This window comes from Streptomyces sp. NPDC005151, assembly GCF_053599875.1.
Genome location: NZ_JBSFYR010000014.1, coordinates 57,379 through 69,616, shown reverse-complemented (window position 1 = coordinate 69,616; position 12,238 = coordinate 57,379). Strand labels below are relative to the sequence as shown.

The following is a 12,238-nucleotide window of genomic DNA, read 5'->3' as shown; positions in this document are numbered from 1 at the left end:
CTGGTGGCTCCTTCCCCAAGCTCTCAACTTCGTTCGAGCAGGGGAGACCCCATCCAAGGACTTCCGGCCGCCTTGCGATCGCACGCACTGGACGACGCTCCCTATGGGGCAAACATTGCCGGTCACGGCACTAGTTGGCGGACGGGCTCGCGTCGGGTGACGGGCTCGACTCGGGCCTGGCCGAGGGGAGTTCCACCCGGACGTCCGGGTCGCCCGCGTCCGCCGTGTAGTCCGCCGGGGAGGTCTCGTCGACGCCCGCCGGGGCCTTCACCGCGTTCAGGACGAACGTCAGCACCACGGTCACCACGGCGTTCAGCACGAACGCCGTCAGACCGATGTAGCCGATCTCGCCGATCCCCGGAATCTCCTTCGAGGAGCCGCCGAAGTGCGCCTGGGTCGGGCTCGCCACTCCGTACGCGGCGAGCGTGCCGTACACCATGCCGACCGCCCAGCCCGCTAGCAGCGCCCAGCGGTGGAACCACCGGGTGAACAGGCCGCCGACCAGTGCCGGGAACGTCTGCAGGATCCAGATCCCGCCGAGCAGCTGGAAGTTGATCGCGACCGTCTTGTCCATGGTGAGGACGAAGACGAGCGCACCGACCTTCACCAGCAGCGACACCAGCTTGGAGACCTTCGTCTCCTGGGCCGGGGTCGCGTCGGGCTTCAGGAAGTCCTTGTAGATGTTCCGGGTGAAGAGGTTTGCCGCGGCGATCGACATGATCGCGGCGGGGACCAGCGCGCCGATGCCGATCGCAGCGAACGCCACGCCGGCGAACCAGTCGGGGAACATGTTCTCGAACAGCTGCGGGATCGCCAACTGTCCGTTCTCCACCTTGACTCCGGCGGCGATCGCCATGAAGCCGAGCAGCGCCAGCAGGCCCAGCATCAGCGAGTACAGCGGCAGGATCGTGGTGTTCCGCCGGATCACCTCACGGCTGCGGCTGGAGAGCGTCGCCGTGATCGAGTGCGGGTACATGAAGAGGGCGAGCGCCGACCCCAGGGCCAGGGTCGCGTAACCCCATTGGCCGGGATCGGCCGGCGCGAGGGCGCCGCGCGGTTTGCCGGTTGCGGGGTTGGTCTGCGAGAAAGCGTGGCCCGCCTTGGCGAAGATGTCGTCGAAGCCGCCCAGCTTGATCGGGATGTAGATGATCGCCACCGTGATGACCAGGTAGATCAGCCCGTCCTTGACGAACGCGATCAGCGCGGGGGCGCGCAGCCCGGAGGAGTACGTGTACGCGGCGAGCACCGCGAACGCGATCAGCAACGGCAGGTCCTTGACGAACCAGTTGGTGTTCTCGCCGCCGCCGACGCCCATCACGTCCAGCACCGCCTGGATGCCGACGAGCTGGAGCGCGATGTACGGCATGGTGGCGAGGATGCCGGTGACGGCGACCGCCAGCGACAGACCCTTCGATCCGAAGCGACCTCGGACGAAGTCCGAGGTGGTGATGTACCCGTGCTTGTGCGAGACCGACCACAGGCGCGGCAGGAAGGTGAAGATCAGCGGGTACACGAGGATGGTGTACGGGACCGCGAAGAAGCCGGCCGCTCCCGCTGCGTAGATCGCGGCGGGTACGGCGACGAAGGTGTACGCGGTGTACAGGTCGCCGCCGAGCAGGAACCAGGTGACCCAGGTGCCGAACGACCTGCCGCCCAGGCCCCATTCGTCGAGACTGGCCTCGTTCTCGGCCTTGCGCCAGCGCGCGGCCATGAAGCCGATGACCGTGACGGCCAGGAAGAAGAAGATGAAGACGCCGAGTGCGACGCCGTTCACGCCGTCCTTCATGCCGACGCACCCCCCTTGCGGGCGCGCTGGTCACGCTGCCAGAGCTTGTACGCGACCATCGTGAGCGCCGTGGAGATCAGCACCCAGACCATCTGGTACCAGTAGAAGAACGGGATGCCGATGAAGGTGGGGTCCACCTTCGCGTATGAACCCACCCAGAGCATCGCCACGAACGGGGTGGCGAGGCAGAGGGCGATGAGTACTCTCGCCGGTGTGACTGTCGGTGGTTTCGTGTCTGTTTCTTCGCGCATGTGGCGACTCCGTCCCCTCGCTGATCACCTGTTGTAATGCGCAGGAAATCTAGGGGAGTGTTCCGGCCATCGTCACCCCCTGTCCGCATTGCGGTCCGGCAACGGTGTGGCGGAGCCGCTGGAGGGATTCTGTCCGGGGGACCGACTCCTGATGCTCTGTCCGGGTCCGGACAGTTGTCCGGTCAGGAGCCGGTCCGCGGATTCAGTCGGTCGGCCGCTTCAGACGCGCCACGAACTTGTAGCGGTCGCCGCGGTACACCGACCGCACCCACTCGACCGGTTCGCCGTGTCCGTCCAGGGAGTGACGGGACAGCATGAGCATCGGCAGGCCGACGTCCGTACCGAGCAGACCGGCTTCGCGCGGGGTGGCGAGCGAGGTCTCGATCGTCTCCTCGGCCTCGGCGAGCCGTACGTCGTACACCTCGGCCAGCGCCGTGTAGAGCGAGGTGTACTTCGCCAGCGAACGACGCAACGCGGGAAAGCGTTTGGCCGAAAGGTGCGTGGTCTCGATGGCCATCGGTTCACCGCTGGCCAGGCGGAGCCGCTCGATCCGCAGCACCCGGCCGCCGGTTGTGATGTCCAGCAGCCCGGCGAGGGTGTCGTCGGCCGTGACATAGCCGATGTCCAGCAGTTGAGATGTCGGTTCCAGACCCTGGGCGCGCATGTCCTCGGTGTACGAGGTGAGCTGCAGGGCCTGCGAGACCTTCGGCTTGGCCACGAACGTGCCCTTGCCCTGGATGCGCTCCAGCCGGCCCTCGACGACCAGCTCCTGGAGCGCCTGGCGCACGGTGGTGCGCGAGGTGTCGAACTCGGCGGCCAGGGTCCGCTCCGGTGGCACCGGGGTGCCGGGCGGCATGGTGTCCGTCATGTCGAGGAGGTGGCGCTTCAGCCGGTAGTACTTCGGGACCCGCGCGGTGCGCGTGCCCGCGCCCGTCTCGTTCTCCGTACTGCCCCCGTCGGCACTCATGGCCCGCCTTCCCGACTGCTGCGTTGCTGCCGTCACCTGCTCCTCCGTCTGTTGCGGCTCACATGGTGGCACGGTCCGGTCACGGCTCGTCGCCCTCCCTCAGGTGTCGGTCCTATAACGGACGCGAGTGCACTTCTTATACACCCTTGACACCCCTAAAGGTCTAGGCCAAGCTCCGAGTACTGGTCTAAACCATTAAAGACCAGGTCCCAGCCCCACGGGCAGTACCCGTCGCATGCAATTGTGCGACGGACGGCGATCTCGGGTGGTGGGGGGGAATTCTCTTGCATCCCTGAGGAGGGTGTCGTGAAGCGCGGACTCATCGCGGCCACTGCCTGTGGCTCGGACGACAAGACCGACAGCAGCAGCAAGAAGACCGGCCCCGACAGCTACAAGGGCCAGACGCTGACCGTCTGGGCCATGGACGGCTCCACGCCTCCCGGCTGGACGAAGGACCTCACCGCCGCCTTCAAGAAGAAGACCGGCGCCACGCTGAAGTTCCAGACCCAGAAGTGGGACGGTATTCAGCAGAAGATCACGACGGCCCTCTCCGAGTCGACCCCGCCGGACGTCATCGAGGTCGGCAACACCCAGACTCCGGCGTACGCGGCCACCGGTGGCCTCGCCGACCTGAGCGACCTCAAGCAGGAGATCGGCGGCGACTGGGTCGACGCGCTCAACAAGTCCTCCGTCTTCGACGGCAAGCAGTACGCCGCCCCGTGGTACTTCGCCAACCGCGTCGTCATCTACAACAAGAAGGTCTGGGCCGACGCCGGCATCAAGGACACCCCGAAGACGCGCGACGAGTTCTTCAAGGACCTCGACGCCATCAAGAAGAAGGGCAAGGCCGAGCCGATCTACATGCCCGGCCAGAACTGGTACTTCTTCGACGGTCTGACCATCGGTCAGGGCGCGGACCTTGTGAAGAAGGAAGGCGACAAGTACGTCTCCAACCTCTCCGACCCCAAGGTCGCCGCGGCCATGGAGCTCTACAAGAAGTACCAGTCCTACTCCAAGGCCCCCAAGGACAAGGACGAGGCCACCCCGCAGCAGGCCGAGGTCTTCGCCAAGGGCAAGGTCGGTGCCTTCATCGGCATGGGCTGGGAGGCCGGCACGGCCATCGCCGCCAACAAGAAGATCGAGGGCGACATCGGCTACTTCACCATCCCGGGTGAGACCGCCGACAAGCCCGAGGGCGTCTTCCTCGGTGGCTCCAACTTCGCGGTCGCCGCGGGCACATGATGATGGTCCTGCCCTTCACCGTCCTGACGCTGCGCGGCTTTATCGCCGCGGTGCCCAAGGAGCTGGAGGAGTCCGCCATGGTCGACGGCTGCACCCGCCCGCAGGCGTTCAGGAAGGTGATCCTGCCGCTGCTCGGCCCCGGTCTGATGGCGACCTCGCTCTTCGGTTTCATCACCGCCTGGAACGAGTTCCCGCTCGTCCTCATCCTCAACAAGGACATCGAGTCCCAGACCCTGCCGCTCTGGCTCTCGCAGTTCCAGACCGCGTTCGGTGACGACTGGGGGGCGACCATGGCTGCCTCCTCGCTCTTCGCGATCCCGATCCTGATCCTCTTCGTCTACTTGCAGCGCAAGGCCGTCAGCGGTCTTACCGACGGCGCCGTGAAGGGATAACGCCGCGTCATGACCACACTCACCTCCACCACGGACACCGTCACGCGCGACGCCCTCGCCGTCCTGCAGCCGGGGTTCGCCGGCACCACCGCGCCGGACTGGCTGTTGCGCCGAGTCGGCGAGGGACTCTCCTCCGTCGGTCTGTTCGGCCGCAACATCGAGACGCCGGAGCAGCTCTCCGCGCTCACCGCCCAACTCCGGGCCGAGCGGGACGACGTACTCGTCGCGATCGACGAGGAGGGCGGTGACGTCACCCGGCTCGAGGTGCGTCATGGCTCATCCTTCCCCGGCAACCTCGCACTCGGCGCCGTCGACGACCTGGGACTGACCCGTGCGGTCGCCCAGGAGCTCGGCCGCCGGCTTGCCGAATGCGGAGTCAACCTCAACTGGGCGCCGTCCGCCGACGTCAACTCGAACCCGGTCAACCCGGTCATCGGCGTACGGTCCTTCGGAGCCGACCCGCACCTGGTCGCCCGGCACACCGCCGCGTACGTCGAGGGACTCCAGGCCGCCGGGGTCGCCGCCTGCACCAAGCACTTCCCGGGGCACGGCGACACCGCGGTCGACTCGCACCACGCGCTGCCCCGCATCGATGTGGATCTCGACACCCTGCACGCCCGCGAGCTGGTGCCTTTCCGCGCGGCGATCGCAGCGGGTTCCAAATCGGTGATGAGCGCGCATATTCTGCTTCCCGCACTCGACCCCGACCGCCCGGCGACGCTGAGCCCGCAGATCCTCACCGGTCTGCTGCGCGAGGAACTGGGTTACGACGGGCTGATTGTCACCGACGGCATGGAGATGCAGGCCATCTCCTCGACGTACGGGATCGAGCGCGGTTCCGTCCTCGCTATCGCCGCGGGCGCCGACGCGATCTGTGTCGGCGGCGGGCTGGACGACGAGGACACCGTGCTGCGGCTGCGCGACGCGCTGGTCGCGGCGGTACGGACCGGCGAACTGCCCGAGGAGCGGCTGGCCGACGCGGCGGCACGGGTACGTGCCCTCGCGTCCTGGACGCTGCGGGCGCGGGGGGCTGTCCGGGAGCCGGATGCGGCGACGCAGGAGGGGACCGCGCCCGGCGCCGGTATCGCTTCCGACATCGGCCTGGTGGCCGCCCGTCGTGCGGTGCAGGTGACCGGCACGGCCGAACCGCTGACCGAGCCGGCGTACGTCGCCGCGTTCACCCCGGTCGCGAACATTGCGGTCGGCGACGAGACCCCGTGGGGCATCGCGGCCGAACTGGCCCGGATCCTGCCGGGCACCGGCACCGACACCTGCAACAGCGAGGCCGAGACCCCCGTGACAGCGGTCCTGGACGCCGCGGGGGACCGCCGCATCGTCGCGGTCGTCCGCGACGCCCACCGCCACCCGTGGATGACGGACGCCGTGGACGCCCTGATCGCCGAGCGCCCCGACACGGTGGTCGTCGAAATGGGGGTCCCCCAGGAGTCCCCGAGAGGCGCCCTGTACGTAGCCACCCACGGCGCAGCCCGAGTCTGCGGCCAGGCAGCCGCAGAGGCGATCACGGGAACATCCGGCCCGTCCGGAGCCTGACACGGGAACGGTCCACACGCCGTCAGGGTTCCGATTCCGGTCCGGCGTTCGAGGACGACGCGCAAGCCGGTCGTGCATCCGGCACACGAAAGGGCCGGGACACCCCACACGGTGCCCCGGCCCTTTCGAGCCCTTACGGCCTCCCCCGCGATAGGGAGTGGGCTCCCGGCGTCATGCGACTCCGCTTGCGGCGTTGTCGTCAGTCACCGACGCTCCGCGTCGACTCCCTCCTCCGCCGTGCCATCGAAGCCGCATGACGCCGCTCGCTGATCCACTCCCTGTCGTGGGGCAGGCCGTTAGATCCCCTGCCACCGCGGCTTCGCCGCATACGTGGCCCGGAAGTACTCCGCCAGCTTCAGCTTCGACGCCGCGGCCTCGTCCACGACCACCGTCGCATGCGGATGCAGCTGCAGGGCCGACGCCGGTACGAACGACGCCACCGGCCCCTCCACCGTCAGCGCCACCGCCTCGGCCTTGCCCTCGCCCGTCGCCAGCAGGATCGGGTGGCGGGACTCCAGGATCGTGCCGATGCCCTGCGTGATGACGTGGTGCGGCACCTGGCTGATGTCGTTGTCGAAGAAGCGCGCGTTGTCGACCCGGGTCTGCTCGGTCAGCGTCTTGATCCGGGTACGGGACGCCAGCGAGGAGCACGGCTCGTTGAAGCCGATGTGCCCGTCCGTGCCGATCCCGAGCAGCTGAAGGTCCACTCCGCCCGCCGCGGCGAGCGCCTTGTCGTAGGCCTCGCAGGCGGCCTGGACGTCCTCGGCGGAGCCGTCCGGGCCCATGAAGGACTCCTCGGACAGTCCGAGCGGCTCGACGACCTCGCGCAGCACCACCGAACGGTACGACTCGGGGTGGCCGGCCGGCAGTCCCACGTACTCGTCGAGCTGGCAGATGCGCGCACGCGAGGCGTCCACCTCGCCGGAGCGCACCTTGGCCGCCAGCGCCTGGTAGATGGGCAGCGGGGTCGAGCCGGTGGCAACGCCGAGAAGGGCGTCGGGCTTGCGGCTCAGCAGGGCGCCGATGGCTCCCGCGATGAGTTCGCCGCCTGCCTTGGCGTCCGGGACGATGACAACTTCCACGCGGGGCCTGCCGATCTGAAGAGTCGCGATATGTGGTATAGACCAATCTAAGGCTAATCTAGCAGAGCCTGGCAACCCGCAGGCGACCTCCAGGTTCCCTTCGTGCGCTGTCCGGCCGCCGCCCGCTGGCGGCGCTCCCGTACCCCGTGGTCGACTTGGCCGAACGGCGCTCCGGACGCACCGAGACACCTCTGGGAGGCACCCGACATGTCCGCCACGATTTCGGCCGGTGAGGGCGAGCAGCCGGGCCGGATCATGTCCGGCGAGATGGCCGAGCAGCCAGGGGTGCTGCGCCGCATCCTCGACCGGGGCGCCCCCCTGATCCGCGCGGTGGCCACCGAGATCGTGGCGAAGAAGCCGCGCTTCGTCCTCCTCACCGCCCGCGGCACGTCGGACAATGCCGCGCTCTACGCGAAGTACCTGCTGGAGATCCAGCTCGGGCTGCCCTGCGGTCTGGCCTCGATGTCGACCACCACCGCGTACGGCGCGAAGCCGGACCTGCGGGACGTCCTCGTCATCACAGTCAGCCAGTCCGGGGGCTCGCCCGACTTGGTGGCATCGACCAGAGCGGCCCGCGAGGCCGGTGCCCTCACCCTCGCCGTCACCAACAACCCGGACTCGCCTCTCGCCGCCGTCTCCGAGTACCACATCGACATCCTGGCGGGTCCGGAGAAGGCCCTCCCGGCCACGAAGACGTACACCGCGTCCCTGCTGTCCCTCTATCTCTTCGTCGAGGGCCTGCGCGGCGGTGACGGCGCCGCCGCCGCGATCCTGCCGGAACTGGCGGAGGCGATCCTGGCCCGCAAGGGCGAGGTCAAGGACCTGGCCTCGCGCTACCGTTTCGCCGAGCGCATGGTCATCACCTCGCGCGGCTACGGCTACCCGACGGCCAAGGAAGCCGCTCTGAAGCTGATGGAGACGAGCTACATCCCCGCTCTCTCCTACTCGGGCGCGGATCTGCTGCACGGCCCGCTCGCCATGGTCGACAACATCTCCCCAGTGATCGCCGTCGTCACGGACGGCCGGGGCGGCGAGGCCCTCCAGCCGGTCCTGGACCGGCTGCGCGGCCGCGGCGCGGACCTCTTCGTGGTCGGCCCCAAGGCCCAGGTGGAGGCGGCGTCCGCGGGATTCGTCCTGCCGACAGCCGGGGTCGCCGAGGAGGTCCAGCCGATCCTGGAGATCCTGCCGCTGCAGATGCTGGCGTACGAGGTGACGATTGCCCGCGGCCAGGACCCGGACGCGCCCCGTGCCCTGGCCAAGGTCACCGAGACCCGCTGACCGTGCCGGTCTCCGGTGGGAGGCCCGCAGAAACACCCGCGGGCCGCGGCGCCAGGACGGGACCCTCAGCCCGTCCGGCACCGCAGCCCGGAGTTGCTCGGCCGGCGGTGTGCGGTGCCCCCGGCCGGGGGAGGTACTGGCGCAGTCAGGGCAGAGAGCGCGGGTACCTCGATCCACTCTCCTGTGCGGGGAGAGCGGAAGCTCTGTCTTGAGCATTGTGGACTAGACCATTCTCGTCTGTCCATCCATCGGAGCACGCCAATTTCCGGCCCCTCTCCCCTTGCACGTACGGGCAGGTCGTTCGGTTCGGAATCAGCGCGTATCCACAGGTACGCTCGCACACGTGCCCTCCATGAACGACCTCGTCCGCCAGCACACAGCCCTCGGCGACACCGACCTCGAGTGGCTGCATCTGCTGGTCTCGGAGTGGCAGCTGCTCTCCGACCTGTCCTTCGCCGACCTGGTCCTGTGGGTGCCCACCCGCGACGGGACCCGCTATGTGTCCGTCGCCCAGATGCGGCCCAACACGGGACCTACCTCGTACCAGGACGACATGGTCGGCCATCTGGTGCCGCGCGGCCGCCGCCCGCTGCTGGACGCGGCGCTCGACGAGGGCCGGATCGTGCGCGAGGGCGACCCGGAGTGGCGCGAGGAGGTGCCGGTACGGGTCGAGTCGATCCCCGTACGCCGTGAGGGCCGGGTTCTGGGCGTCATCGCCCGCAACACGAACCTCCTGACCGTCCGTACCCCGTCCCGGCTGGAGCTCACCTATCTGCAGTCGGCCTCGGACCTGGCCCAGATGATCGCCGCGGGGTCCTTCCCGTTCCCGGGCCAGCAGGTCGACATGGATGCCTCGCCCCGCGTCGGTGACGGTCTGATCAGGCTCGATGCCGACGGTGTCGTCCAGTACGCCAGCCCCAACGGCCTCTCCGCGTACCACCGCCTCGGTCTCGCCTCCGACCTCGTCGGACACCACCTCGGCCGGACCACCGCCGAACTCGCCCCCTCCCGTGGCCCGGTGGACGAGGCCCTGGTCAAACTGGCGAGCGGTTACGCGCCCCGCGAGTTCGAGGTCGAATGCGCGGGCGGCGTGATCCAGCTCCGGGCGATCCCGCTCAAGCCCAAGGGGGTCCGGATCGGCTCCCTGGTCCTTCTCCGTGACGTCACCGAACTGCGTCGCCGCGAGCGCGAGTTGATCACGAAGGACGCCACCATCCGGGAGATCCACCACCGGGTGAAGAACAACCTCCAGACGGTGGCTGCCCTGTTGCGTCTGCAGGCCCGCCGGATGGACTCCGCGCAGGGCCGCGAAGCCCTCAACGAGGCGGTACGGCGCGTCGGTTCGATCGCCATCGTCCATGAGACGCTGTCCCAGAATCTGGATGAGCGGGTCGAGTTCGACGAGATCGCCGACCGCGTCATCGCGATGGTCGCCGAGATCTCCCCGGGCCGGGTCACCTGCCGGCGTACGGGGCGCTTCGGCATCCTCGATGCGGAAGTGGCCACTCCGCTCGCCATGGTGCTCACCGAGGTGCTGCAGAACGCCCTGGAACACGCGTTCACCGTCGGCCAGACCGGCACGGTCGAGGTCTCGGCGGTGCGCGGCGGCTCGTCGGCCGCGGCGCGATTGCTGATCACCGTCCAGGACGACGGGTGCGGGCTGCCCGAGGGGTTCGACCCGCAGCGGGCCGGCAACCTGGGGCTGCAGATCGTACGGACGCTGGTGGAGGGCGAGTTGGGCGGATCGTTCGGCATGGTCCCGGCCCCCGAGCGCGGCACCCAGGTGGTCCTCGACATTCCGGTCCGCGCGGGGAAGTGACCGGCCGCCGCCGGGGCGCACCCGGCGGGCGGCACGAACGGAAATGCGCAAAGCAGTGGGCCCGGACCGTTGATCACGGTCCGGGCCCACTGCTTCATGCATGCGCTTTTGGGGTGCTGCGCGCTGCGACTCGGGGGGCGGGTTCGTGCGTACGCTCTGTACGCGCCGCCTGGCTGAGGCTCGTAGCGGTGGCGTCGAATCAGGCGCTGGCGTTACGCGCCCGGTTGCGAGCGGCACGGCGCTTCATTGCGCGGCGCTCGTCCTCGCTGAGGCCACCCCAGACGCCGGAGTCCTGGCCGGACTCGAGCGCCCACTGCAGGCACTGCTCCATGACGGGGCAGCGACGGCAGACGGCCTTGGCTTCCTCGATCTGCAGCAGCGCAGGACCGGTGTTGCCGATGGGGAAGAACAGCTCGGGGTCTTCCTCACGACAAACGGCGTTGTGACGCCAGTCCATGGCTGCTACCTCTCCTTGGTATTACATACACGTTGCTTGTGAATGTGAACGCTTTCACGAATCCCCCCGCAGGTGATGGGCCGACGCCCAGATGAACTGGTTGTGGTCCTGTGCAAGTGAGGAGGGGTTCTGGCTCTCAGTGGAGGCCGTTGTTGCGGGCCGTCCCGATCGCCATGTAGAGATTCGCAAACCTCGGCGGCGGATACAACCCCTTCTGGAAACTTTTTTTTGATTCCTCGGTGTCGGCTAGGTCACAGCCGTACTTCCATGGGGTGGAAGCCAGTCCAAACGTTCGAGTTAAAGGACTTTGGGTCCTTCCGCTCACACAATCACACGCAGTGCACGGCGTACGCCTGTGAACGTCACACTCTTACGCAGGCCCAGGTGGTCGCCGTCCATCTGGAAGGGCAGCGGGGCCTTTGAATGCAAGGTGAAGTCCGTGAGGTCATGGAGTGAAACCGCGTGCTTGCCGTGCGGGCCCTTCTCGGGGCTCGAGGTGAGCAGCTGGGTGCCGTACCGGGCGACCGCCGGAGTGGAGAGGCGCTTCAGCCCGAGGACGTCCAGGGCGGTGTCGAACGACGCCTTCGGGGACGCGTACATCGGGCGATTCCCCAGGTAGGTCCAGGGGGCGGTGTTCGAAATTATGGAGAGCGCGAGATCGGTGACCGGGTCCTGGCCGGGGGCGTCCAGCGTGATCACCCCGTGCCGCCGGTGCGGCTCCTCCAGGAACTGCCGGACCACCTGGCGCACGTACAGCGCATGCGTGGACCGCTTCCCGAGTTCGCGCTTCTGTTCGACGCGGCCGACCACGCCCGCGTCGAATCCGAGACCGGCACAGAACGTGAACCAGCGTTCGGGGACCGACTCGTCCTCGGTGCCCGGCGTGCCGGCCGCAAGTCCCAGGCCGACCGTGCGTTCGGTCCGGTTGGCGAGCGCGTCCAGGATGGCGCCGGTCGCCTCCACCGCGTCGTTCGGCAGGCCGAGGGCGCGCGCGAAGACATTGGTGGAGCCACCGGGGACCACGGCCAGGCTCGGCAGACTGTCGATGTCGGGACCGCGGTGCAGCAGACCGTTCACGACCTCGTTGACCGTGCCGTCGCCGCCGAGGGCGACGACGAGATCGATGTCGTCCGAGTCCGCGGCCCGCCGTCCCAGGTCCCGGGCATGCCCCCGGTACTCCGTGGTCACCGCCTCCAGCTTCATCTCGCTGGCGAGCGCGTGGATGAGCACGTCACGGGTACGCGCACTGGTGGTGGTAGCAGCTGGATTGACCACGAGGAGTGCGCGCATGACCGCCAGACTACCTACCGTGGGGTACCGGTCTGAAGTCCTGCCCCCTGCCCTTCACGTTCGGTGACGGCCCGGCTGCGAGGGGCTCGGGTGCGGCACCCCGGCCCGGACCCCGGCTTCGCT

At 68.5% G+C, this 12,238-nt stretch carries 9 protein-coding genes and 2 pseudogenes; 5 read left to right on the top strand and 6 right to left on the bottom strand.

Annotated elements, in window-relative coordinates; all coding sequences use genetic code 11:
• Window positions 1–130: 130 nt before the first annotated feature.
• The 3 genes from mctP to ACWD6R_RS10945 form a co-directional block, all read right to left on the bottom strand.
• The gene (gene mctP, locus ACWD6R_RS10955; RefSeq protein WP_451818403.1) at window positions 131–1,786 is read right to left on the bottom strand and encodes a monocarboxylate uptake permease MctP; all 1,656 of its coding nucleotides are present in this window, start codon (window positions 1,784–1,786) and stop codon (window positions 131–133) included.
• Complete coding sequence (locus tag ACWD6R_RS10950) at window positions 1,783–2,037, bottom strand: DUF3311 domain-containing protein (RefSeq protein WP_451818402.1); 255 nt, start codon at window positions 2,035–2,037, stop codon at window positions 1,783–1,785. The genes mctP and ACWD6R_RS10950 overlap by 4 nt, the downstream gene beginning before the upstream one ends.
• A 202-nt stretch (window positions 2,038–2,239) precedes the next feature.
• On the bottom strand, window positions 2,240–3,004 hold the full coding sequence (locus tag ACWD6R_RS10945; protein WP_451818401.1) for a GntR family transcriptional regulator: 765 nt from the start codon (window positions 3,002–3,004) through the stop codon (window positions 2,240–2,242).
• A gap of 306 nt (window positions 3,005–3,310) precedes the next feature.
• Between ACWD6R_RS10945 and ACWD6R_RS10940 the strand changes: the two are divergent.
• The 3 genes and pseudogenes from ACWD6R_RS10940 to ACWD6R_RS10930 form a co-directional block, all read left to right on the top strand.
• Window positions 3,311–4,243: pseudogene (locus tag ACWD6R_RS10940) on the top strand (extracellular solute-binding protein); the annotation flags it as partial.
• A pseudogene (locus ACWD6R_RS10935) lies at window positions 4,240–4,638 on the top strand (carbohydrate ABC transporter permease); the annotation flags it as partial. The pseudogenes ACWD6R_RS10940 and ACWD6R_RS10935, both read left to right, overlap by 4 nt.
• Window positions 4,639–4,647: 9 nt before the next feature.
• Window positions 4,648–6,189: a glycoside hydrolase family 3 protein gene (locus ACWD6R_RS10930; RefSeq protein WP_451818400.1), complete on the top strand. Its 1,542-nt coding sequence runs from the start codon at window positions 4,648–4,650 to the stop codon at window positions 6,187–6,189.
• A gap of 296 nt (window positions 6,190–6,485) precedes the next feature.
• Here ACWD6R_RS10930 and nagB read toward each other — a convergent pair whose 3' ends face one another.
• Window positions 6,486–7,271, bottom strand: coding sequence for a glucosamine-6-phosphate deaminase (gene nagB / locus ACWD6R_RS10925; protein WP_451818399.1), 786 nt, complete (start codon window positions 7,269–7,271; stop codon window positions 6,486–6,488).
• 207 nt (window positions 7,272–7,478) lie between these two features.
• Here nagB and ACWD6R_RS10920 point away from each other — a divergent pair, with 207 nt between their 5' ends.
• Window positions 7,479–8,549 carry an SIS domain-containing protein gene (locus tag ACWD6R_RS10920; RefSeq protein ID WP_451818398.1) on the top strand — a complete coding sequence of 357 codons (1,071 nt, stop codon included), beginning with the start codon at window positions 7,479–7,481 and terminating at the stop codon, window positions 8,547–8,549.
• A gap of 352 nt (window positions 8,550–8,901) precedes the next feature.
• The gene (locus ACWD6R_RS10915; protein WP_451818443.1) at window positions 8,902–10,368 is read left to right on the top strand and encodes a sensor histidine kinase; all 1,467 of its coding nucleotides are present in this window, start codon (window positions 8,902–8,904) and stop codon (window positions 10,366–10,368) included.
• Window positions 10,369–10,567: 199 nt separating this feature from the next.
• Here ACWD6R_RS10915 and ACWD6R_RS10910 read toward each other — a convergent pair whose 3' ends face one another.
• Window positions 10,568–10,825, bottom strand: coding sequence for a WhiB family transcriptional regulator (locus ACWD6R_RS10910; protein ID WP_003953983.1), 258 nt, complete (start codon window positions 10,823–10,825; stop codon window positions 10,568–10,570).
• A 321-nt stretch (window positions 10,826–11,146) separates the two neighbouring features.
• Window positions 11,147–12,115 carry a diacylglycerol/lipid kinase family protein gene (locus ACWD6R_RS10905; RefSeq protein ID WP_451818397.1) on the bottom strand — a complete coding sequence of 323 codons (969 nt, stop codon included), beginning with the start codon at window positions 12,113–12,115 and terminating at the stop codon, window positions 11,147–11,149.
• Window positions 12,116–12,238: the final 123 nt, after the last annotated feature.